The following is a 23,614-nucleotide window of genomic DNA, read 5'->3' on the forward strand; positions in this document are numbered from 1 at the left end:
TTCCCCCAAAACCTCATACTTTTTTAACACTACATACACACTTCGTTATTCAATATTTAACTGGAATAAACCATAACAAAATGCTATAGTAAATAGTAGTATAACTGCCTTAAATTGCGTATAAGAAAGGGAAAACAATGGGTAAGAGACAAAAGAAAGGATTTAATAGTCTTATTAAATTCCGAACAGTATTAATGGTAACACTTTTTGTAGCTGTTATAATATCAGGCTGTAGCAAAAAGCAAAATACCCTAGTAAAAGAAGATAATTCTGCACAAGTATCCAATCCGGTTGATACACAAAATACTTCTGATGAAACAGAGTTTCATGAAGATAATACAGAACCAGAAGGTACTGCCCCGTCTTCTGGACAGGGGGATGTAAATGAAGCTGCAACGGGTACATTGAATAATGGTGGATTGTATGTAAAATATAAAGATAATATATATTACCGCCAACATACAGCCGATAGTATATCCGAAATTAGTCTTGGTGCATTCCAGGCAGTTCCCGGTGCCGGCAAAAATATGATGCGTTTAAAACCCGATGGTACTACGGAGATAGCCTTTAATGACACAGGCGAAGGGGATATATATATCTACAATGATAAAATGTATCTTCAAAGATATACCGATGATTTTATTTCTTATATCTATTCTGTGAATTTAGATGGCAGTGATAAAAAAGAACTTGGTAAGGGCAAAATTGAAGCTATAGACCAAGAATCCGGTATTCTTGTGTGCACTATGGAGAATATGAGAGGTGAATATGACTTATTCAAGCTTGACGGTAAGACTGGAGAAATAAAACAATACGGTATATATATATCGATTACCGACGGGGGGTTTGTCGCATTACATAATGGAGTTATTTATTATCTAAGCGTTAATGAAGATGAGGACATAGAACAGAGTGAGCTCATGCTCTGCTACGTAGATATTGAGGACAAGAATAATGATTTGTTTCCTACATTTGAGGACGATTTCTATTTCTATGGCGCAGACATTACTTGTGTGCAATTTGTGGATGATACTATGTATTTTGCATATGGTGCCTATGATGGCAGCGGAGGTTTTTATCAGGGTGGTAGAATAGCTAGAATGAATATCGATGGCAGTGACTTTAAAGTCCTTGCAGGAAATGCAAGCGATTACAGTGATTTAGTCAATGACAGGTTCTATGTTACAAGTGAAAATGGGAAAGACGTACTTTATTACACCTCTGCTTCTCTTGAAGATTATGCAGCTTATTCCCAAGATATAGCTACCGGACAAGTTACAGAAACTACCTTACCTGTTTATAAAGAAGGTATGCCCTTTGTGTACGAAAATGGTATTATCATGTTTCGATATAACGCTCCAGCCATGACAACCTTACTATCTTCAATCGATTACAGTTATTTAAACCTAGAGACGGAAGCAGAAAACACTTCAATTTATGATATAGAACTATGTGACGGATGGGTATATTACACTCTTGAAGCCGATGAATATTATCCGGAAGCCAGTGTGGGCTGGCGTGACGGGCACCGCCGTCTAAAGACCGTTGTCCTTAGAAGTCAGCTGTCCGGAAATAAAATCGAGGTATTAAATGAGTATTAAAATCAAATTATCTTGAACATAAATCGAATAGGTATTTAAATACTACCAACCATCATGGTTGGTAGTATTTATTTCACTTGCAGGGTATTCTCTGATTTCAATGTTACTTTATATTTTTTTCAACTAACTTTTGAAACAGATTATTTTGCTCTTCTTCTATTTCGTATTTCTTACTTTGCAGCTTGGCATATACAGCTAAAGCGTCCATAATCCTCTTTCTGTCATTGGCGTTAAACATATCGATAGTTTTAGCCAAGTCATCAATGTTATTAACATTTACCTTAAGACGTCCACCACCTGACAGGGGGATTGTTAATATTTTTGTTTCATCACTCATATCACCTAAACTTATAGTGTTTCTTTCAAAATCACATTGAAAGGTCACTCCATTATAATTTATTTGACCAAAGTTATCAGCCAATTCCCCATAGGGAGCTTTATGGGAGGCGGATATAAAATCCTCTAAGAATTTTTTATGTGCAGATATCCCATTATTATTTGCCGTATTCTTATCTGTATTTTGAGATTCAATATCTGCAGCCTTACTTACAGACAGCTTTGCATTTTCCTCCGTTTTAACTCTTTGGTTAAAGTATGATGCATTTTTACTATACTCTGAAATGTTCCTGCTGAATGAATTAATTACTTCCATGCTACTCTCCTTTTATACGCTTGATCGTCTAGTTACAATAATTCTTAATAGAATTGACAGCTATAAACACAAAAAAGGCAGTGCTAATAAATATTAACAATACCTTCCGTGGTTTGGCATCGAATTCCATCCTGTAATTCTTATATTGTATATCGTCATATCAAATATTTTCTTAACACCTGATTTTCATTTTTATTCCTGTCCAGGTGCTTCAGTACGCCCTTAAATCAATCGTGGACGTTATTTTATCAAAGTTTCATTTTCCGGTTCATATTTAAAGTAAATTACTAACTAAACTAATATATGTATTTAAATAACGTTTTTCTTCCATAATATACTTATGGAATTTTTCAACAAATACATCAATCGACCTATCTGATTGTGTATAATTGTACTTTAGTAAAAGATTCTTTAAAATTAAAAAGCCCTCCACAATGTAATAATAATCTTCTTCTGGCTTTATGTTATAAATTTTATTTATTAGTTCAATTCGCTTATACATACACTCCTTATGCTCCACTAGTAAGTAAATCGGTCTAATATCGCATAGATGATTTAAGCGAAATTCCTCTTTATACATATCCAGTATGTCTAGACAAGCTTCTATACCATAGGTACGGTCACTCCGGTACATATCCCCTAATAAAAGATTATCGATTTCGTTTATATATTGTTTTAGTTGTAGGAGAATCGATTTTATATTCATTTCAAACGGATATTTGGAATTAACTGATAATATGTCAATATATTGTGGTTTACTCAATTCCATATTTTTATATGGAACCTTTGTAATACTATAGTTCATTCTATCATCATATCCTGCAACTTCAAATTCCATTAATTCATCATCATACCCGTAGATAAGTATATCGTGTACATAATTGAACTTTTGATATGCACGCCTATTTGGAATATAAAATTCATCTACACAGGCCAGTACATATTTACCTTCATTCAATGCATTAAAAATATAATCTAATGCTTTGATGTGATTTGACTTCAACAAGCTGTCACTAAGATGCTCCCTGGTAAATACTGGTTGGTGTGTTATATAATCCATATAAAAATTAAAGCTATCCCAGCCTAAAGATTTCGTAAAGGCTAATTGGATATAATTATTGTATAACCACATATACTCTTTTTCACTATTCAGTAAAATGCCCAACGTATAAGCGTGATGCTGATATACCTTAATAGGAACAGCCGGGTTAAAATTTAGACTAACTTTCATCTAATTGTATTCCTTTCGAATTGATATGAATATAATGAAGAAACAATATGTACTAATTTATTTTACTCTTTGTTGTATATTTTTGTCAATAACCCGGTTATTAGAGAAATAGCTCTATTTTCATTAACCTATCAAGGTTACAAAAAGACGTGAAAGTATGCGCTCTCACACGTCAACTAGTTTACATTCGTATAACAGCTCAACTAGTTATCTTCCACTATACCATTCCAAATTCCATATATCAACAAATGTATTCCACCATGTCATCAACAAATTCCTTATATGTATTACAACCCGTCATATTTAGAGCATTATCTTTTTCCAGTAATAATACAATAAAATTATCAAACATATCATGAATAATTGAGCGTTCATCTTCATTGATTGCAATCAGCACTACTATTATTCACCTACTCTTTATATAATGTAATAAAGCAATAAGTAGGTGAAGTACTGCGTGATACAAGAAAAAGGTGATCGTATATACAGCAATGATTATGCCGATTTATTTATTGAATATAGCGGTGATGAAGCTATTTTTGACGAATTCACTGATGCGACGATACAGATAATAGATTACTTTCTTGCAGTAGTTCGCATACCGGTACAGCAGATAAATAATAAAACTATCCTGTCAATGGGTTATTCCGTAATGCCACATCTAAACGGCTTAATCAGTGAAACCAGCAATGAGGTTACCGGTATAACAAAGGTTCGTAATATCCCTAACCTAAATCTCAGAGGTGCAGGTGTTCTTATCGGCATCATTGATACCGGTATTGATTACTTGAATCCCATATTCCGCAACGCTGACAATACAACGAAAATTCTTACATTATGGGATCAAACCATATATGGGGAAAACTATGAAAGTAATACGTATTATGGGACAGAATACACAAAGGAGCAGATTAATCAAGCCCTTTTAAGTGATAATCCATATGACATCGTCCCTAGCCGTGATGAAATCGGTCACGGAACTATGCTTGCAGGTATTGCCGCCGGCAATGAGGTTCCCGATGCAGGGTTTTCAGGAGTCGTTCCTGATGCAGAGTTAGTTGTTGTTAAATTAAAGCCGGCAAAACCATATCTAAAGGACTTTTGGCGTATACCACAAGACGCAGTATGCTATCAAGATAATGATATATTGTTTGCCCTAGAGTACTTGGAGCAAACAGCTATAAAATACCAGCGACCTATGTCTATCTGTGTAGCACTTGGTACCTCCTTAAGCTCACACGATGGCAGGGAAGCCTTAAGCAGAAACCTAACTGCCAGAGCTGAAAATCTGAATTTTTCAATTGTTGTTGCTGCCGGAAATGAAGGTACTGCTAAAAGGCATTATTATGGAATGATTAATCCTACCATTGGTTCAGACAAGGTGGAACTTTTTGTCGGAGCTAACGAGCCCGGATTTTCCATGGTATTATTTGGTGATTCTCCCGGTATATTTGCCATTGATATCCTATCTCCCTCAGGAGAATACATTCCAAGGATTGTGCCCATACTGGATGAAAACAGAGAAATATCCTTTATTTTTGAACAAACAAAGATACTGGTTGATTACCAAATGGTGGAATCTCAAAGCGGAGATCAGTTAATCCTCTTTCGCTTCACCAAACCATCTCAGGGTATTTGGTCGTTTAAAGTCTTTGGAAGAGGGGACTTAAGTCTGGGTTTCCATATATGGCTTCCCATGCAAGGCTTTATCTCTGATAATGTCTATTTTATAACTCCAAATCCTAATACTACTATCTTATCTTTAGGTAACAGCAGTGTTCCGATTACTGTAAATGCCTACAATGCTGAAACAAACGGAATCTACCTGAATGCCAGCAAAGGTTTTACCAGATTAGAAAAGGTGAAACCTGATATAACGGCTCCCGGTGTCAGTATTACAGCACCTTCCTTAGATCAAAGTTTTATACAGGTAACCGGCAGCAGTCCCGCCGCTGCTCATACTGCCGGTGTTGCCGCAATGCTGTTAGAATGGGGTAATATAAGACGAAATTTTCCGCTCTTAAGTACAGAGGATATTAAAGTTCTTATGGCGCGAGGTGCAAAACGAGATCCTGCAAATGTATATCCAAATAGAGACTGGGGGTATGGAATTCTGGATGTCTATAATATATTCCGAAGCTTCCGAGGTATCTGAATAAAATGCCATGTCTGAAATTATTAAAGGAGCCAATCTATGACTCAAGAAGAAAAATACAAAATAATCAGTGATGACTTTATTGACCTAATTATTGAATATAATCGAAATGAAAAACTATTAAACCGCTATACCAATTCCACCTCACATATTATCAATACCAGATATGCAATTGCCTATGTCCCTGCAAGCCAGCTGACAGATAATTTTGTGTACCAATATGGTTATAATACCCTTCCCTACTGTTATGGATTAACCAGTGAAAAGAGCCTGGAAGCCTCCGGCATCTTAAAACTCCGAAGAGTTCCAAGCCTTAATCTAAGAGGAAAGGGTGTATTAATCGCTCTGGTTGATACCGGAATTGATTATACCAACCCTATCTTCAGACATGCAGATGGCAGCACCAGAATCGTGTCACTTTGGGACCAAACAATAAACAGCCAAAATCAGTATCCGGAGGATACTTATTTTGGTACCCTGTATCATTCAGAACAGATTAACCAAGCATTAAGCAGTACAAGTCCCTATGATATAGTTCCAAGTCTCGATGAGAACGGACACGGTTCTATGCTTGCAGGTATTGCAGCAGGCTCAGAAGTACCTGCTAGTGAATTTAGCGGTGTAGCCCCTGACAGTGAATTAGTAATTGTTAAATTAAAAGAGGCAAAGCCTGCCTTACGCCAGTTTTTAATGATACCTCCTGATGTTCCATGCTATCAAGAGAATGATATTTTATGGGGTCTAGATTTTGTCTTAAAGGAAGCCAGAAGATTACAGCGTCCTATGGCTATATGTATCGGCTTTGGCACTTCTCAGGGCCCTCACGATGGTACAGGACCTCTAAATAATACCCTTAGTTTCTATGCAGATTTTCCCGGGATATCTATTGTAGTTGCGGCGGGTAATGAAGGGAATAAAAGGAGACATTTCTTCAGCCAAATTGATTCTGCTATCGGTTACAGCACAGTTGAATTAAATGTGGGACCCAATGAGTCGGGATTTTTTATGGAACTTTGGGGAGCAATGCCAAATACTTATTCCATTGAGATAATTTCACCAGACGGTGAACGAAGCGGAAGGATTGAAGAAAGTATCTATGCAAACCGAAAATATGATTTTATATTTTCTAACACCACTCTACTAGTGGACTATCGAATTATAGAAACCCATACCGGAGAACAGCTTATTTTATTTCGTTTTAAACATCCGGTGAATGGTATCTGGCGGTTTCAGGTATATACCAGAGGGGATCTAAAGGGTTCCTATCATATCTGGCTGCCTATGGGTAATTTCATTTCAAATAATATATATTTTTTGGAATCTACTCCATATACTACTTTGACTTCTCCAAGTGACTCCTTTTCTCCAATTGCCGTTACTGCCTACAATCCCGCCAATAATTCTTTATATCTGGAGGCCAGTAAAGGGTACACAAGAACCGGAACGATTAAGCCTGAGCTTACTGCACCCGGTAGTAATATCACAGTTCCCATCCTAAATCAGGGATTTGGTGATTCATCCGGTACGGGTCTGGCGGCTGCCCACACTGCCGGTATTGCAGCACTACTGATGGAATGGGGTATCGTAAAAGGATTTTATAAAAGACTTGATTCAGTAGAAATCAAAAAATTACTAATTCGGGGAGCGAACAGAGAAAGTAGTCTAAAATATCCCAACAGAGACTGGGGATATGGAATCATTGATTTATATAATGTATTAAATGTAATTAGGGGTAGATTTCCGGATAGCTTTTAAGTATTTCTAACCAATCAGAAGCTCTGCAAATAAACAGGACATCCCAAATAATAAGCAATACTAACTTCTACACTTTATTTGGAATGTCCTTATTCGTTATCACTAGTGGAGATTCATCGTATTTGACCTTCTCCAAAAATAATATACTTGGTAGAGGTCAATGCCAATAATCCCATAGGCCCTCTGGCATGCAGCTTCTGAGTACTAATGCCGATTTCTGCACCAAATCCGAACTCTGAGCCGTCGGTAAAACGGGTAGATGCATTGACATACACGGCTGCTGCATCAATTTCATTTAAAAATTTCATGGCATTCTCATATTTGCTGGTTATAATCGCCTCTGAGTGCTTGGTGTTATAAAAATTTATATGTTCAATTGCTTCTTCTATAGAATCTACTACTTTTAAGGATATCAGCCGATCTAGATATTCTTTTCCATAATCCTCTTCTGTAGCTGGTTCCATGTCATTACAGATGGCTCTTGCTCTCTCATCCGCACGGAATACAATCTGCTTTTGCGTCAATCTGTCATATACAAGCGGAATAAAATTATCTGCCACTTTACTATGAACAACCAATGATTCACAGGTATTACATACGCTTAAACGCTGGGTTTTAGCATTATCTATAATGTCTAAAGCCATATTGAAATCGGCATATTCATCAACATAAACATGGCAATTCCCGGTTCCGGTCTCAATGACAGGTACTGTACTGTTCTCAACAACTGTCTGTATAAGCCCTGCACCACCTCTGGGAATTAAAAGATCAATGTATTTATTCAATCGCATAAATTCTCTTGCCACTTCCCTATCCGTATCCTCTATTAATTGCACGGCATCCGGCGGAAGACCAGCTTCTTCTAGTGCCTCCCGGATAATGGTTACAATGGCAATATTAGAATGAAGCGCGTCACTTCCTCCTCTTAGTATAACTGCATTTCCGGTTTTAAAGCATAATCCGAATGCATCGGCCGTTACATTGGGTCTGGATTCATATATAATACCAATTACTCCAATAGGCACTCTCTTCTGTCCAATTGTTAATCCATTTGGGCGGTTTGTCATAGACATTACTTCTCCAATAGGATCCTGTAGTGCAACTACCTCAAGTAAGCCCTTTGCCATACCTTCCACTCGTTCATGATCTAAAGTAAGCCGGTCAATCAAAGATTCTGACATACCGCTTTCTTTTCCAAGGATGATGTCTGCCTCATTCGCTTCCAATATTTTTGTCTCATGGGTTAATAAGGCATTGGCGGCTTTACGTAAACCTTGGTTTTTTTCTTCTTGCTTTAAGGTATTAAGTACGGTTGCAGCTTTTCTTGCTTTCATTCCAATATCTTCTAAATACTTCATATCAACCATCCTCTCTAACATACTGTTTACTGTTACCTTTGCATAACTTATCTTCTTGCTAAAGAATTTCAATCACTTTGGTCTGGGTAATAATTCTATTAATCTTTTTGTCTCTTTCCTCTGATGGAACCCGATTCATTACCTGAAAATCATAGGCGAGTGCTATTTTTATCCAGTTAACTTCCTCATATTCCGCAAAGTATTTATCATAGTAACCCTTTCCATATCCAATACGGTTCCCTTTTTTATCAAAAGCAAGCCCAGGTACTAAAATCACGTTATCTTTTTTAGCTTCTGGATATGCTTCTGGCTGTTTATCAGGCTCTGGAATACCCAGCTTACCGGGGTATAATTCCTCCAAAGAATGAATTTCAAAAAAACGGATTACATCTCCTAAAACTTTTGGTACCGCAACGCTTTTCCTATCAGCAAGAGCCTTTTTTATGATAGGAAAGGTTCTGACTTCCTGATTAAACGAGGCATAACAGAACAATCTGCTGCTCTGCTTATACTCTATAGAATCTAAGAATACACTTGACATTTGCTGGCTGTAATTCTCTATATCAGAAAGTGTAAGACCTTCTTTTAAATCTTTTATGTGTAAACGAATTTGCTGCTTTGTCATTAGTGTTTTTCTTTCTTAGACAATTCTGTTACCGAACCATCGGGATTTAATAAGGATATTTGATTGAGTGTACCTCTTAGGTTCTTACGAATTGCCTGAATGTATTCACTTCTTAACTCAGCCTGCTCCGTTTTTTCTGCTTCCGTTAAACCAATCTCCTTGGACTTTTTATATAGTTCATTAATTCTTGCTAATCTGCTTTCTTCCATGTCTAGCTCCTTTCTGCGACCTCTGGTCACGTACACATCAGGGGTTTCATATCTTTATAGTTTATTATTGATACTGTGTGGTTTTTATATAATCCATCAATTGAAATTCTTTACTTTTATGAGCCTTAAATAGTGTTCCTACTTTCTTATTTCCCATTATTTCCTGAATTATGGAGAAATCCTCTCCATTGGCAATGATCATATCTGCACCTGCGTCTGTTGCAATTTTTGCAGCTGAAATCTTTGTAGCCATTCCGCCGGTTCCAACAGTGGTTTTAGAATCCTTTGCCATACTACTTAACTTTTCATCAATAATCTCAACATAATCAATGAATTCTGCTTCTTTGTTACTTCTGGGGTCATCTGTATAAAGTCCATCAATATCAGATAATAGAATTAGAAGATCTGCCTTTACCAGAGCTGTAACAATGGCAGATAAGGTATCATTATCTCCAAATTCAATCTCGTCTGTAGATACTGTATCGTTCTCATTAACAATAGGTATCACGCCCATGCGAAGTAGTTCCTCAAAAGTATTTTGAGCATTCTCTCTGCTGATATCATTTATCATGGTATACTTTGTCATTAGAATTTGCGCTGGTACTGCGTTATATTCTGCAAAAAGCTTTTGATAAACCATCATGAGGCGTGCCTGACCAACAGCCGCACAAGCCTGTTTTACCTCTTTTTGCTTTGGCCTTTCCTGTATGCCAAGTGCCTCCCGTCCAACCGCTATTGCTCCGGAGGATACTAGAATAATATCCTTTCCCTGATTTCTTAAGTCCGTTAATATTCTTACCAATTTTTCCATTTTAGATAAATTAACACGATTTGTCTCCGAATGGGTTAAAGAGGAAGAACCGATTTTTATAACTATCCTCTGCTTTTGTTTTATACCGCTTCTATTACTGTCCACCTTTTATTCCTTTCTGCCCCGTAGCCTGATATACACCACAATTAGGAAACGGCTGTTACATGATTATTATATGCAAATACCCTTATTGCTGAAAGTACTGCCGATTGCTTCAAATACCTTTATACCATCCATAGCGGCTGAAGTAATTCCCCCTGCATAGCCTGCTCCTTCTCCACAAGGATATATTCCTGTTATATCTGCTTCAAAATGATCATTTCTTTCAATCCTAAGCGGTGATGAGGTTCTTGTCTCAACGCCTGACAGAACTGCTTCTTCATCGGCATAACCCGGTATTATCCGGTCAAACGTTTTTATGCCTTCTATTAAGGTTTCTGTTACATAATCCGGTAAACATTCATTTAAATTTGCTAACGTATACTTTCCTTTTAGGTTTGGTATGATATGACCTATTGTAGCACTCTCCCGGTTATTGCACAAGTCTCCATATAATTGGACCGGTACAAGACCTCGTCCTGCCCGATATGCTTTTTTCTCCCATATTCTTTGGAATTCTACTCCTGCCAAAGCCTCCATCCCTGGTTCCATTATCGGAAAATCCTTAGGTGTAACTGTAACAATCAGAGCACTGTTGGCATTTCTTTCATCCCTGGCATGATTACTCATACCATTAACAGCGATTCCTCCAAGTTCAGAAGAAGAATTCACGACAAAACCACCGGGACACATACAAAATGAGTAGACACTGCGTCCGGTAGAAGAATTATATGCTAATTTGTAATCTGCTGCCGGCAGTTTATGAAATAGCTCTCCATACTGATTTTTGCTGACTAACTCCTGTGGGTGCTCCACTCTTACACCAATAGCAAAGGATTTCGGTGTTAATTTCAGCCCTCTGTCATGAAATAGCCGGAAAGTATCCCTTGCACTATGCCCGATAGCCAGCACCAGCACCTGGCAATTAATCTGCTCTTTATGATTTAATTCTATCCCGGTTACTCTTCCCTGTTCTAGCTGTATATCTGTCAGGCAAGTACGAAATCTTACTTCACCCCCAAGGGCTATAATTTCTTCCCGGATTCCTTTTACAACTTCCCTAAGCCTATCTGTACCTATATGAGGTTTGTTAAAATATAAGATTTCCTCCGGTGCACCATGCTCAGTAAACACTTCAAGAACTTTTCTATTTCTCCCGGCTGCATCCTTTACCAAAGTATTTAGTTTTCCGTCAGAAAAGGTACCAGCACCCCCTTCTCCAAACTGCACGTTGGACTCCGTATCTAGCTCATTACTGCTCCAAAACCCCTCCACTGCCTTAACCCTTTTGTCTACTTCATCTCCGCGTTCAATGAGCAATGGACGATAACCGTTTCTGGCAAGCATCAGACCACAAAAAAGTCCTGCGGGTCCGCACCCTACAATTACCGGACGATTCAAAAGCTCTTTTCTTCCTTCCGGTATAAATTGATAAGTTGGTCTCTCCCCAAAGATAATGCCAGGGCTATGAATTCTTTTTTTAAGTTTATCCTCGCCCTGAATGGTAACTTCCACGTTATAGACATAAGATAATTCTTTTTTCTTCCTGGCATCGATGGATTTTTTAACTATTTTATAGTCAGTTATCTGACTTAGCGGAAGCTTAAGCTGTTTGGCTATTAAAGCTTTTAATTCTTCTTCCGTATGATCTATTTTAAGTTTTAATTGAGATAATTGAATCATATTTTGCTCCCATCTGCGACCTTTGGACGCATAAATCATAAATTCACACCTGCATGCCGGCAACTGCTCCGCTGGACCAGGCCCATTGCAGATTATAACCGCCGCAGGTACCGTCTACATCCATTATTTCACCAGCAAAATAAAGCCCTCTAACAATCTTTGATTCCATGGTATCCTGATTAATTTCTGCCACAGCAACTCCGCCTGCACTAACCTGTGCTTGTTCAAAAGTGTTCGTATCATTAATAGGTATCCGCCATTCCTTTAGTTGCTTTGCAATGGCTTGTAACTGTTTCTGTTTCACCTCATTACATGGCTGCTCTGGCTTTATTCCTGTCTGATTCATACAGACATAAGCCAGTTTATTATTTAAAAGACCGATAAATACCTGCTCTATGGTTTTCTCTTTATTACGATCTACTCGGCTCCGTAACAATTCAAGTAATTCCGACAGTTTAAACTGGGGTAAAAAATCAATCACTAATTCTACCGTTTGCTTTTTCTCCAGTGCATTTGCCGCAAATCGGCTTACCTGCATAACAGGTATTCCGGATACACCATAGGCTGCTAGTAGGACTTCCCCTTTTTCCTCTGCTAATATAGTATGATTTCCGAAAAGTTTAATAGTCCCTTCCACACGCACGCCTGCCAAAGTTTTAAAATACTTTTCTCCTGACTTTAGCTGTACTAGTGCCGGCAAAGGCTTGATTATTGTATGTCCTAACAACTTTGCCAGTGTAAAACCACTTCCGTCAGAACCGTGACTTGGCGAAGCACAGCCCCCAGCTGCCAGAATCACCTTATCACCAGTATACTTTCCTTTGGTGGTATGAATCAAAAAGCCATCCGCATTTTTCTTAATTTTCTCTACATGGACATCACAATGTATATTTATTTTAAGTAGTTTTGCCTCTATTAGCAGGGCTTCTGCAACAGAAGCTGCCTGTTCCGAATTGGGATACACATACCCATTTTTTATTTTTGGATAGACGCCTAAATCCAGAAAGAAATCCAGGGTCTTTTCAACATCAAACTGGTTTATTACTTTTAGTGCAAAGAAAGCATCCTTCCCCCTATAGCAATCCGGTTCTTGGATTAGATTTGTATAATTGCATTTACCGTTACCGGTGGCAAGTATCTTTTTGCCCGGTTTTTCTTTATGTTCTAATATTGTTACCTTGTTCTTTTTTCTGGCTGCCATAATCGCCGCCATTAATCCTGAGGCTCCCCCACCTACGATTATGACATGATTCATAATGCTTCTCCTCTTAACCTTTGATTTATTCTAAATAATATTATTTTTATTCATTTTAATAGATAGAAACCTGAATGTAAACAGGATTAATTTATACTGTACTCGATATTTTGAACGAAAACAGCCAATAAGTCAAGGGTTTATACAGATTTCTTAAGCAATGGAGGCAAGTATAATTCTTATAAAGTAATCTTGCTTGTATACTTTTTTAAGTGCGGTAAGAATAACCCATAAATTAAATAGAACTGCACACGAACTACTTCGTGTACAGCTCCTATTAATGCCTGTATTCCATATAATTACCTTTATACATTGAATACAATATATAAAGGAACCTAATACTTTTTTTAAGAATTATATATTACTATAATTTAAACTAATAATAATTATTTACCAAGCCAGCTGTTTACCTGGCTCTCATTGTTATTCATCCACTCTTTTGCAGTTTCAAGAGGATCTTTTCCGCTTTCTTCAATAGCTCCCATCAGGTCTGATAATACTTCATCTGTAAACGTATACTTTTGAAAGAATTTTGCCGCCTCTGTCTTGTCTTCTTCAAAACCCTTTCTACTATAGATATGGATATTCTCAGCTTCTCCGTAGATTCCTTTGGAATCTTTTAATACCTTTAAATCCCAGCTAGAAAACATCCAGTGGGGTGTCCATCCGGTTACAACAATAGCTTCGTTATTATTAATCGCTTTTTTTAATGCTGCTGTCATTGCAGGACCACTGCCGTTGACAAGCTCATAGTCCAAACCATATGCTTCAATGGCTTTTTCCGTTGCAGACATAATTCCGGCTCCGGAGTCAATACCAATAATCTTTCCGCCAAAGGTTTCCTTTTGTTCTATTAGTTCTTCTATGGTATCCGCCTCTACATAGGATGGTACAACAAGACCTATCAAAGCATTTTCATAAGATATTCCCAAATCCACAATATCCTTACCATATTTTTCTAAGTATTCCCCATGGGTAACCGGCAGCCAGGTGTCTAAAAATACATCCGTATTACCACTTGCCAAGGAAGTGAATACCGGTGCTACATCCGCCAACACCATTTCAACTTCATATCCTAACTTCTCTTCCAATATTGCTGCAGCAAGGTTGGTCATGGCAATTCCTTCAGCCCAGTTAACATATCCAATTTTAATTTTCTTTTCATCTGTCTTGCCCGAGGTAGAACATCCTGTAATTAAACCAGTGGTTAAAACAAGGGCTAAAACAAGTGTTAAAATTTTTTTCATAGTAACTCCAATCTGTGCAAATAAACGCTCCTGCGTTTACGCACCAACATTTTTACCTAGTTACAAGTTAAGTGTGTAAAATTACTTATAGTTCACACCAGCTTTTTTATATTCTACTGTTTTCTTGATTTTGCAGCTTTGGACTTTCCGATTCCCTGGGTAATTCTATCTAGTATCATAGCCAGAATCACAACAGCCAGCCCGCCTTCAAAACCATCACCGATTTTCATCTGGGATATACCTTTTAATACGATATCTCCCAATCCGCCTGAACCAATCATAGCAGATATTACTACCATGGACAGGGATAGCATAATGGTCTGATTAAGACCTGCCAATATGGTTGGCATTGCCAGAGGTATCTGTACTTTAAACAGCATTTGACTTGGTGTCGAGCCGAAAGAACGTGAAGCTTCAATAACATCTGCCGGTACCTGCCTTATACCAAGACTCGTAAGTCTTACAATCGGCGGCATTGCAAATATTATCGTTGCTACTGCACCCGGTACCGGACCCAAATCAAAAAAGTATACCGCAGGAATCAGATATACAAAGGCCGGCATGGTCTGCATAAAGTCAAGAATCGGTCTCATGATTTTATTTAAACGGTTGCTTCTGGACATCCATATTCCAAGGGGAATTCCGATGATAAGAGCAATAACCGTTGCTGTCGTAACCAGTGCAAAAGTTTTCATAGTCAATTTCCATAAATCTATGGAGTATATAATAAGAGAGCCGACTATAGAAAAGATAGCTGTCTTTTTGCCCGCAGTAATATACGCAAGTATCCCTACTAATAACAACATAATAACAAAAGGTATACCGATATAAATGAATTCAAATCCGTTGATTATTGCTTCAATTGCGGCTTTTATACCGCCGAAAAAAGGAGACAAATTATTGGTCAGCCAATCCACTCCGCTTTCTACATAATTACCAATAGGCAGTCTATACATGTTCCTCCTCCTCTCCTAAAATACCTGCAAGAACAGAAACCTTGAATATAATACCCAAGATTTTACGTTCATCATCTGTTACCACAATGGGATATTTAGAATTTATAAATAGCGGAATCAGTTCTTCAATTAGAGTATCCGGAGAGACTACCTGAACATTTTCATCAATGATTTCACTCAGGTCATCTTTATTAGAATTAATAAGTCCCATAGTATCTTCAATTGTAACAATGCCTTTTAGAGTCCGCTGTTTATCCACTACAAAAACACTGGATATATTCGCCTCCTTCATCTTTCTGACAGCTACTCTGGCTCCATCCTTGGAAAAAACGATGGTTTCCGTAGGCTTCATAATAGATCTGGCTGTTACTACTTTTACGCGGTTAACACCTTGAACAAACTCCCTGACATAGTCATTGGCAGGGTATTTTAAGATATCTTCCGGTGTTCCAATCTGTACAATAACCCCATCTTTCATAATTGCAATTCGGTCACCTATTTTTAAGGCTTCATCCAAATCATGGGTTATAAATATAATTGTTTTATGCATTTTGGTCTGTAAGGATAACAATTCATCCTGCATTTCTTTTCGGATTAAAGGATCTAAGGCACTAAAGGCTTCATCCATCAACAGAATATCCGGGTCTGTCGCAAGTGCTCTTGCCAAACCTACACGCTGCTGCATACCCCCGCTTAATTCTGAGGGCATTGACTTTTCATATCCTTTTAAGCCTACAAGCTCTAGCGATTCTACTGCTTTTTGCATCCGAACCTCCTGATTTACACCCTGAATTTCAAGACCGAAAGCTACATTTTCCTCAATGGTTCTATGTGGCAGCAATGCAAAATTCTGAAATACCATACCAATTTTTTCTCGCCTGACAGCCCGTAGATTTGCTTTATCACATTCTAATATGTTTTGATTATCAATATAGACTTCACCAGAGGTTGGTTCAATCAGACGATTCAGACATCTTATCAGAGTTGACTTCCCACTGCCGGAAAGCCCCATAACGACAAATATTTCTCCTTCTTCCACTGAAAAATTGGCATTATTAACACCAATTCCATGTTCTGTTTCTTTTAATATTTCTTTTTTACTTTTCCCTTCTTTTAAACGGGTTAAGACTTTATGTGGTGTAGGCCCAAAGATTTTATAAAGGTTCTTTATTTCTACTTTCGTCATATCCCACCTTGTATAACTCTGCCATAGCAGGATTATACCTATCCTTTCCTTTTATTTTGCATCCGGAGTGCCTAATATATCAGTTCTTCCCCTTTGATATTACAAACTCATTTGTACACGCACACAATCAAATACAACAAGCAACTTCCATTTTTATTAAAGTTGTTACTTTGAAAATATAACATACTCACATATAATTGTCAAGGAAGATACCTGTTTGAGTTTTTAGAAATACCAGTTTTATTATCTGAATTACATGTGTTTATAAGGATTATAAAGGAAAATCGCACTTCAAAAATTATTACATAAAACATAATCAAGAAATAAAAGAACGTAGCAAATGGGAGTCTAAAAGGAGGATATTATCCTCCTTTTAGACTCCCATTAACTAAAAAAGTACGCAAACCCTGTGAGAAGTAACAAAACTGTCAATATTCTTTTTTCATTACCACTTTATCGATAATAAGTGGAGTTACAATCGATATGATAAGATAGATAGGTATACAAAGGAATATGGAATAAGCTTTAAACTGATACTTGGTTAGCCACAGCTGATCCATTATATATCTTAGCGCACTTAGATTAACAACACTACTCACTAGAACAAATGCTATTGAACTAACGATAGTATAGAAAACCCCTTCCAATATAAGCATCATTTTACGCTGCGATCCTATCATTCCCATTTTATCTAATATAATAAGTTCATCTTTTCTGCTTAATATACTGGTAATAAATACATTAATATAATTAATAATTCCAATAAGACCCACTAAGATTGCACAAAATACTCCTGGTATTAGAAATGCATTTTTTGCCTCTTCATACTGCTTTTCAAACTCTAACTTAGATTTAATTCTCATAGCTTCATTTTCATTCTTCACATATTCCGTTAATTTTGACTGAATCTCTCTCAGCTTAGAAGCTGGAACATTAAAGATATAACTCATTTTATGTGGTGTCGGGGCTATCTTTAAATATTCTTCACTAGGCAATGCCAATCTAGCAATAAAGTCTAAGGTACCACTTAATTCTGAAAAATTGCTAATCTTCTTAACTTGTGCAATTACTGTATATGTTTTAACAAATTGATTATCGTAATAGACATCAATATAATCACCTACTTTAAACCTCATAGTACTTAAATCTGGCTCGTTATAGTCATCCACTTCTATTATTTCAATGATAGAAGTACCTGACTTTAGTACATCTTTGTTCAGTTCTCCATTAATCACTTCAAATTTAGAAAGCAGGAAGTCATCATAGCCATAAAGATCAATATCATAATCTATATTGTCATATGGTGTATGAAATATATCTTCTTTTACACGTTCAAAACCATTCAGATCAATGATTCTACCATAAGATTTATCATAGTAAATTGCTCCTGCTTCTTTGATATCCATCGTATTTATATAGTTTATGAAATCCTCATCTACTACACTACTACCATTATATTCTGACTTAAAATAATTAACGTGTGCAGCAATAAAATCAGAACTCACAAAGCGGCTCATATAGCTTTCATAATCAAAACCACTAACAAAAGTAATCACCAAACTAAGAATTATAGGCATTAGAGACAAAGAAATAATAATTATCAGAAATTGTTTTGGTTTTCTTAGGAGATTAAGCAGTGCTAGATTATGAATATGGAGCTTTTTACTGATATCAAATCTTCTTCTTTTTTTTACTCCATTCATGCTTAGAGCTTCTGTTGATGACATTTTATTTGCACATTTGGCAGGAGTCAGTAAACTAAGATATACCGTAATTACCGTAAATACACCTGCAAAAATAAATATGTATTTATTCATGCTAATTTGAGCATTAATTTCTGTTATTTGCATAATAATCGGCAATAATATATTTCCTATCAAGTACCCAAAAAAGAATCCTATCGGTAAAGCTATCCCGGTAAGATACAAACCTTGTTTTATAATAAATGCTTTTATTTGCTTTGATGTAAATCCGATTGATCTCAATTGTCCATAAAATTTAATGTTATTAAGTATTGATATGTTAAATACATTAAATATTATCAAGTATCCTGATAACACAATAAATAGAATAAACGAGAATACAATAACAACTGTTCCACTTTCCAAAAACATATGTTTACTGTATACAGGATTGATTGTGTAATCTATCCTGTCATTTTCACTATTGTTATAACCACTTTCTATTATTATATCTATAAATTTTTCTGCTAGGTTATTATTATGTTTAAGATTAACAAATAGAAAGTATATGGCTTTATTTTCGTATATATTGGTAGTATTTATGAAATTATCTGACACAAACACTAATTGTAAATCCTCAAATATATTATACTCATAGACCCCAGATAAAATAAACTTTTTGTCAAGTACATGCTCTTGAAATGCAATTTTTAATTCTATCTCTGTCCCAATAATAGGCTCGATATCTAATTGTTTTAACATGGTAGTACTTAACATGACCTCATTACTTTTCTCCGGGTATCTTCCTTCCATACTACTCATTTTTAGATTTTTATATTCTTTAAAATGCTCAGTCGAAAAAAAATAAGTAGTAGTAGTAAAATTTGTATTCAATTCCTTATTTTCTATATTTCCCAAACTATAAATGATATGACTCGATTGAATTTTCTTGTTCTGTTTTAACTTTTCCACCTGATTTAATGTAAGATAATCGAAACTTCCACTATCACTGCTGCCAACCTCTTCAATCATTTGCGATTTGATAGAGGCGTTTATAGATAAAACCACATTAAATACACAGGTAAATAGGATGCATGTTAGTACAATTCCTGATATTGCAAATAAATTCAGTAATCGATTATTCATTAGATATCTCTGCGTAAGTTTTCTTAAAACACGTTTGGGATTCTTATCTATTCTCATAAAATTCTATCCTCTATTATTTTACCATCTTCTAATGTAATGACTCGATCAGCTTTGTTAGCTATATCTAAATCATGCGTTACCATAACAATGGTTTGGTTGAGCTGTTTTGCAACACTCTGTAATAAGGAAATTACCTCCTCCCCTGTCTTCTTATCCAAATTACCGGTAGGTTCATCCGCAAACAAAATGGTCGGTTTGATAACCAACGCTCTGGCAATTGCTACTCTTTGTTGCTGTCCTCCTGAAAGTGTACTTGGGAATTCATCGACTTTATCTTCAATTGCTAATAATTCAATCATTTGTTTTAAATACTCTTCATCCGGTATTTTATTATCAAGGGAGAGGGGCAATATAATATTCTCCATCACATTAAGCATTGGAAGTAAATTGAAATTTTGAAATATAAATCCTATATGTCTTCTACGAAACTTGGTTAAATCATCCTTACTTAATTTATATATATTGATTCCGTTTATATTTACTTCTCCCTCGGCCGGTATTTCAAGCCCTGCCAAAAGATTAAGTAGTGTACTTTTTCCACTACCAGATTTCCCTATAATGCATACAAATTGTTTTTGCTCAACAACAAAATCTACTTTATCAACGGCTTTTATAACAGCCTGATTACCGTTATAATATTTTTTTAAATTAACTACTTCTAGCATCATTATTCTATATGTAATATAAATAACATACTTTCCTTTCTAAAAATTTGAAATGAACCACCATACACTACTCAGTATAGCTTAAAATGTAATTAAAGTAAAAAATTATCCTGAATGATTACAATTCATACACCGATATTATTTCATAGAATACATATGTGAATATATCCCGTTTGGTAAAATGATTAATTCCTCATGTGTCCCGCTTTCTACAATAGACCCATCATCAAGTACATATATATAATCAGATAGTTTAGAGATAGAAAGCTTATGTGTAATAATAATAATCGTCTTATTCGGGCATAACTTTAGAATAGTATTTTCGATTTTTTTAGCAGAGACATTGTCCAACGAAGCTGTAACTTCATCAAATATTATAATTGGTGAATTCAGTAACAAAGCTCTCGCTAATGCTAGTTTTTGCCTTTGTCCTCCAGATACTGTTACTCCCTTTTCTCCTATCATCGTATCTAACTGATTCGGTAATGCCATAATAAAATCATATGCATCCGCCATTTCTAAACATTTTATTACTTCATCCATATCTATTTTTTGTTTCAAAATTAAATTATTTAGAATAGTATCATCGAACATTATTACATCTTGCGATACTACTGATATTTTATTCCGCAAATAAGATAAATTAAAATCTTTGATGTTGATTCCATCAATTGTTATTATCCCTGAATTGATATCCCAAAATCTCATAAGCAGATTGATAAGCGTGGTTTTGCCAGACCCACTTGCACCAATTATATTAGTCACTTTACCGTTTAATGCCTCGAGATTGATGTTCATTAAGACTCTCTTGTCTTTATATGCAAAATTAACATTGTGAAAAGTTATATCTCCTTTAAAATCATTTTCTTGAATACCATTATGTTTGGATTTCGTTGAATGATTCATAAAATTTAGAATTCTATTAATTGATATTTTAGCTTGTTGATATTGGATATAACTTTGACTAATTACACTAATTGGCGATAGCAAACGTCCTGAATAGTTTAAAAACATTACAAGTCCTCCAATTGTAATCTTATTCTTCAATACCATATATCCTCCAATACCCAAAACGATAAAATTGGTTAAAGCATTACAAGCATTGTTAGCTGCATTTGATACTGTCTGCGACACTTCCAGCTTTAAGTCAGATTTCATCAAATTTCTCTCATTACTTAAAAATTTGTGAGTAAAAAACAGAATACCTTTCATAATGATTACATTTTTTGCATTAGAAAATATCTCTTGTAAAATCGAATAACTTTTTGTATTATTATTAATAAACTCTTCATTAATGTTTTTCACATAATCTCCAATTTTCTTCTGTACAAAAAATGTAAGCACTTCAAAAAATAATATTATTAATAATAAAAAAGGTTGAACAAACAACAATAATAAAATAAATCCAATCGATGTTAAGACACTTATTATGATACTAGGAAACATTTTTGTTAAAACTGTTTCTAATAATGGTATATCACTATGCATAATAGATAACATAAAGCCTGTATTGAGTTCTGTCAGCGACTCACCATCTAATTTAAATAAGTGTTTTAACACAGAAATTCTTAAAGTAACTAATATTTTTTTACCAATTTTATCATAAATATAATCTATTGTAACTTGAAGTACATTTAATAACATACTTCCGATCAAATAGCATAATAGATAAAATATCAAATCATTCATTTGACGATTCACAATAGCTTTATCAAGTACTTGCATCATTACATAAGCAATCGATAAATTAAATAATACTGTTAATATATAAAAGAAAAAGGCTACTAAGTGGCTCTTTAAATATTTTCTGAAATATTCTATAATAAAATGATATTCTATATTATCCTTCTTTGTATGGCTTCTCATATGAACTCCTTTGAACAAGATTTTTCAATGAATAAATTGATAGACAATCAAAAAAACTTACATCTTCATAATTTATCTTAATACTAAATTCTCTTTCCAATTTATCAAGTAAATTAATACAGTTTTTGTAATTTAAACCTATATTGTGATAAAAAAGAATATATTGATCTAACAATTTAACTCTTTCTAAATCTAATTCTAATACGTCCTTAATAACAGATTTGATTTTATCTAAAATCTTCTGATTTACATTTACTTTTTCTTCATAGTCTATCGTGTATGATATATTATTATTAATAGACTGATAGCTCCACTTTCTCTTCACTGCCGCTTGTCGTAGAATACTATCTATTTCCTTACTATCAAAATCATAAGTAGATAATTGATTAAATATAATACCTGTAAAAATAGCGCAAGCTTTACTATTTCCTGAAAACATTTCATATTGATTATTTAAACTTAATGTCAATTTTGGAACAGAACTTGAAACTGCTTGGAATTTGTATGAATTGTTATACCAAAATTCGTTTTCCGGTAAATATATACCTCCTAGAACACCTATAACATTTTTACAAGAAGACGGATAACTTCTATTAGAAAGGCTATTATCCTTTGATGCTATTACAATCTTTCCATTTTCTTTTAACTCACCACATATTTCTTCAAAGTCACGTTTATAGTATCTATTGCTTGTTGATAAACTTAAATTTATTATTTTTATCTTTGATTCTTTTATATAGTTCAAAGCATGAATAATGTCATTCCCTGTGCCTTCCATATCTTTATTTAATACTTTTATTATGAAATAATTAGCATCCTTACAATATTTCATTATGGTCGATACGCATTTTGTTCCATGTCCATTCTCATCATAGAAACCACTTAATATTTCACCATTTTTGATTGTGACTCCACCTTGAACACATTTCATCAATATGTGATTTTCTGTATCGATTCCACTGTCAATAATAGCAATTGTATTTTCTTGTGTTCTATTTAGCATATGTAATTCTATTTATCCTTTCGAATCCATAATTAATGAAAAGCATAGCAAATGATTGATTAACACAGAAGGTATTTCTCATTTAAGAAATACCCCTGTGTTTATCTAATAAAATTGTTTAGAACTAATTAGCGTTCCATATATAAAATGAAATATAATTCACAAATAATTATGTTACTTACTCCTTAAAATATTACCAAACACCTAGAATTTGTGCAGTAGGTTTAGTTACATTCCATTTACAACCCACAGCTAACTTATTATTATTCCCTGACCAATATCCCTTTGGACAATCATTATCACAACCTTGGCCCTTTACATCTAAACCATTCACCTTATCATTGATTTTCTTAACTTTTAAACTCATTT

The 23,614-nt window shown here is 35.1% G+C and carries 20 protein-coding genes; 3 read left to right on the forward strand and 17 right to left on the reverse strand.

From position 1 onward, the window contains the following. Positions 1-137 precede the first annotated feature (137 nt). A complete protein-coding gene (locus acsn021_RS14555) occupies positions 138-1,601 on the forward strand; it encodes a DUF5050 domain-containing protein (protein ID WP_184094127.1) in 1,464 nt (487 codons plus the stop codon). Between the two features lie 103 nt (positions 1,602-1,704). On the opposite strand, the gene acsn021_RS14560 is transcribed toward acsn021_RS14555, so the two are convergent. The 3 genes from acsn021_RS14560 to acsn021_RS14570 form a co-directional block, all read right to left on the reverse strand. Continuing rightward, positions 1,705-2,253, reverse strand: coding sequence for a hypothetical protein (locus tag acsn021_RS14560; protein WP_184094130.1), 549 nt, complete (start codon positions 2,251-2,253; stop codon positions 1,705-1,707). A gap of 274 nt (positions 2,254-2,527) precedes the next feature. Then, positions 2,528-3,484, reverse strand: coding sequence for a cysteine peptidase family C39 domain-containing protein (locus acsn021_RS14565; RefSeq protein WP_184094133.1), 957 nt, complete (start codon positions 3,482-3,484; stop codon positions 2,528-2,530). 241 nt (positions 3,485-3,725) lie between these two features. After that, the gene (locus tag acsn021_RS14570; RefSeq protein WP_184094136.1) at positions 3,726-3,881 is read right to left on the reverse strand and encodes a hypothetical protein; all 156 of its coding nucleotides are present in this window, start codon (positions 3,879-3,881) and stop codon (positions 3,726-3,728) included. 60 nt (positions 3,882-3,941) lie between these two features. On the opposite strand from acsn021_RS14570, the gene acsn021_RS14575 reads away from it, so the two are divergent. Both acsn021_RS14575 and acsn021_RS14580 read left to right on the forward strand, forming a co-directional pair. Further along, the gene (locus tag acsn021_RS14575; RefSeq protein ID WP_184094139.1) at positions 3,942-5,639 is read left to right on the forward strand and encodes a S8 family peptidase; all 1,698 of its coding nucleotides are present in this window, start codon (positions 3,942-3,944) and stop codon (positions 5,637-5,639) included. A gap of 39 nt (positions 5,640-5,678) precedes the next feature. Next, positions 5,679-7,394: a S8 family peptidase gene (locus tag acsn021_RS14580; protein WP_184094142.1), complete on the forward strand. Its 1,716-nt coding sequence runs from the start codon at positions 5,679-5,681 to the stop codon at positions 7,392-7,394. Positions 7,395-7,507: 113 nt separating this feature from the next. On the opposite strand, the gene acsn021_RS14585 is transcribed toward acsn021_RS14580, so the two are convergent. The 14 genes from acsn021_RS14585 to acsn021_RS14650 all read right to left on the reverse strand — a co-directional run bounded on the left by acsn021_RS14585 (position 7,508) and on the right by acsn021_RS14650 (position 23,612). Beyond that, entirely contained in the window at positions 7,508-8,752 is a 1,245-nt protein-coding gene (locus acsn021_RS14585) for a glutamate-5-semialdehyde dehydrogenase (RefSeq protein WP_184094145.1), read from the reverse strand. A gap of 58 nt (positions 8,753-8,810) precedes the next feature. Next, the gene (locus acsn021_RS14590) at positions 8,811-9,377 is read right to left on the reverse strand and encodes a 5-formyltetrahydrofolate cyclo-ligase (RefSeq protein WP_184094148.1); all 567 of its coding nucleotides are present in this window, start codon (positions 9,375-9,377) and stop codon (positions 8,811-8,813) included. Beyond that, positions 9,377-9,586 carry a DUF896 domain-containing protein gene (locus tag acsn021_RS14595; RefSeq protein ID WP_184094151.1) on the reverse strand — a complete coding sequence of 70 codons (210 nt, stop codon included), beginning with the start codon at positions 9,584-9,586 and terminating at the stop codon, positions 9,377-9,379. The genes acsn021_RS14590 and acsn021_RS14595 overlap by 1 nt, the downstream gene beginning before the upstream one ends. Before the next feature lie 64 nt (positions 9,587-9,650). Next, a complete protein-coding gene (proB, locus tag acsn021_RS14600) occupies positions 9,651-10,502 on the reverse strand; it encodes a glutamate 5-kinase (RefSeq protein ID WP_184094154.1) in 852 nt (283 codons plus the stop codon). A gap of 66 nt (positions 10,503-10,568) precedes the next feature. Beyond that, a complete protein-coding gene (locus acsn021_RS14605; protein ID WP_184094157.1) occupies positions 10,569-12,179 on the reverse strand; it encodes an NAD(P)/FAD-dependent oxidoreductase in 1,611 nt (536 codons plus the stop codon). Between the two features lie 43 nt (positions 12,180-12,222). After that, positions 12,223-13,434 (reverse strand): BaiN/RdsA family NAD(P)/FAD-dependent oxidoreductase, encoded by a 1,212-nt coding sequence (locus acsn021_RS14610; protein WP_184094160.1) that lies wholly within the window; start codon positions 13,432-13,434, stop codon positions 12,223-12,225. Positions 13,435-13,820: 386 nt separating this feature from the next. Beyond that, the gene (locus tag acsn021_RS14615; protein WP_184094163.1) at positions 13,821-14,681 is read right to left on the reverse strand and encodes a glycine betaine ABC transporter substrate-binding protein; all 861 of its coding nucleotides are present in this window, start codon (positions 14,679-14,681) and stop codon (positions 13,821-13,823) included. A 113-nt stretch (positions 14,682-14,794) separates the two neighbouring features. Further along, positions 14,795-15,637 (reverse strand): ABC transporter permease, encoded by an 843-nt coding sequence (locus tag acsn021_RS14620; RefSeq protein ID WP_184094166.1) that lies wholly within the window; start codon positions 15,635-15,637, stop codon positions 14,795-14,797. Then, positions 15,630-16,823, reverse strand: a complete 1,194-nt coding sequence (locus acsn021_RS14625; protein WP_184094168.1) for a quaternary amine ABC transporter ATP-binding protein — start codon at positions 16,821-16,823, stop codon at positions 15,630-15,632. The genes acsn021_RS14620 and acsn021_RS14625 overlap by 8 nt, the downstream gene beginning before the upstream one ends. Positions 16,824-17,251: 428 nt before the next feature. Beyond that, on the reverse strand, positions 17,252-19,708 hold the full coding sequence (locus acsn021_RS14630; RefSeq protein ID WP_184094171.1) for an ABC transporter permease: 2,457 nt from the start codon (positions 19,706-19,708) through the stop codon (positions 17,252-17,254). Continuing rightward, positions 19,705-20,379, reverse strand: coding sequence for an ABC transporter ATP-binding protein (locus acsn021_RS14635; protein ID WP_184094174.1), 675 nt, complete (start codon positions 20,377-20,379; stop codon positions 19,705-19,707). The genes acsn021_RS14630 and acsn021_RS14635 overlap by 4 nt, the downstream gene beginning before the upstream one ends. Before the next feature lie 135 nt (positions 20,380-20,514). Then, positions 20,515-22,242, reverse strand: a complete 1,728-nt coding sequence (locus acsn021_RS14640) for an ABC transporter ATP-binding protein (protein WP_184094177.1) — start codon at positions 22,240-22,242, stop codon at positions 20,515-20,517. Further along, a complete protein-coding gene (locus acsn021_RS14645) occupies positions 22,217-23,245 on the reverse strand; it encodes a S8 family serine peptidase (RefSeq protein ID WP_184094179.1) in 1,029 nt (342 codons plus the stop codon). The genes acsn021_RS14640 and acsn021_RS14645 overlap by 26 nt, the downstream gene beginning before the upstream one ends. A 193-nt stretch (positions 23,246-23,438) precedes the next feature. Further along, entirely contained in the window at positions 23,439-23,612 is a 174-nt protein-coding gene (locus acsn021_RS14650; RefSeq protein ID WP_184094181.1) for a hypothetical protein, read from the reverse strand. Positions 23,613-23,614 lie beyond the last annotated feature (2 nt).

Origin of the sequence: Anaerocolumna cellulosilytica (genome assembly GCF_014218335.1) — a bacterium.
Classification (GTDB): Bacteria; Bacillota; Clostridia; order Lachnospirales; family Lachnospiraceae; genus Anaerocolumna; species Anaerocolumna cellulosilytica.

Excerpts from the sequence above, each read along its gene's own strand:
- acsn021_RS14555 (WP_184094127.1), top strand. The coding sequence starts at position 138 with ATGGGTAAGAGACAAAAGAAAGGATTTAATAGTCTTATTAAATTCCGA.
- acsn021_RS14560 (WP_184094130.1), bottom strand. The coding sequence starts at position 2,253 with ATGGAAGTAATTAATTCATTCAGCAGGAACATTTCAGAGTATAGTAAA.
- acsn021_RS14565 (WP_184094133.1), bottom strand. The coding sequence starts at position 3,484 with ATGAAAGTTAGTCTAAATTTTAACCCGGCTGTTCCTATTAAGGTATAT.
- acsn021_RS14580 (WP_184094142.1), top strand. The coding sequence starts at position 5,679 with ATGACTCAAGAAGAAAAATACAAAATAATCAGTGATGACTTTATTGAC.
- acsn021_RS14585 (WP_184094145.1), bottom strand. The coding sequence starts at position 8,752 with ATGAAGTATTTAGAAGATATTGGAATGAAAGCAAGAAAAGCTGCAACC.
- acsn021_RS14590 (WP_184094148.1), bottom strand. The coding sequence starts at position 9,377 with ATGACAAAGCAGCAAATTCGTTTACACATAAAAGATTTAAAAGAAGGT.
- acsn021_RS14595 (WP_184094151.1), bottom strand. The coding sequence starts at position 9,586 with ATGGAAGAAAGCAGATTAGCAAGAATTAATGAACTATATAAAAAGTCC.
- acsn021_RS14605 (WP_184094157.1), bottom strand. The coding sequence starts at position 12,179 with ATGATTCAATTATCTCAATTAAAACTTAAAATAGATCATACGGAAGAA.
- acsn021_RS14610 (WP_184094160.1), bottom strand. The coding sequence starts at position 13,434 with ATGAATCATGTCATAATCGTAGGTGGGGGAGCCTCAGGATTAATGGCG.
- acsn021_RS14615 (WP_184094163.1), bottom strand. The coding sequence starts at position 14,681 with ATGAAAAAAATTTTAACACTTGTTTTAGCCCTTGTTTTAACCACTGGT.
- acsn021_RS14620 (WP_184094166.1), bottom strand. The coding sequence starts at position 15,637 with ATGTATAGACTGCCTATTGGTAATTATGTAGAAAGCGGAGTGGATTGG.
- acsn021_RS14625 (WP_184094168.1), bottom strand. The coding sequence starts at position 16,823 with ATGACGAAAGTAGAAATAAAGAACCTTTATAAAATCTTTGGGCCTACA.
- acsn021_RS14630 (WP_184094171.1), bottom strand. The coding sequence starts at position 19,708 with ATGAGAATAGATAAGAATCCCAAACGTGTTTTAAGAAAACTTACGCAG.
- acsn021_RS14635 (WP_184094174.1), bottom strand. The coding sequence starts at position 20,379 with ATGATGCTAGAAGTAGTTAATTTAAAAAAATATTATAACGGTAATCAG.
- acsn021_RS14640 (WP_184094177.1), bottom strand. The coding sequence starts at position 22,242 with ATGAGAAGCCATACAAAGAAGGATAATATAGAATATCATTTTATTATA.
- acsn021_RS14645 (WP_184094179.1), bottom strand. The coding sequence starts at position 23,245 with ATGCTAAATAGAACACAAGAAAATACAATTGCTATTATTGACAGTGGA.
- acsn021_RS14650 (WP_184094181.1), bottom strand. The coding sequence starts at position 23,612 with ATGAGTTTAAAAGTTAAGAAAATCAATGATAAGGTGAATGGTTTAGAT.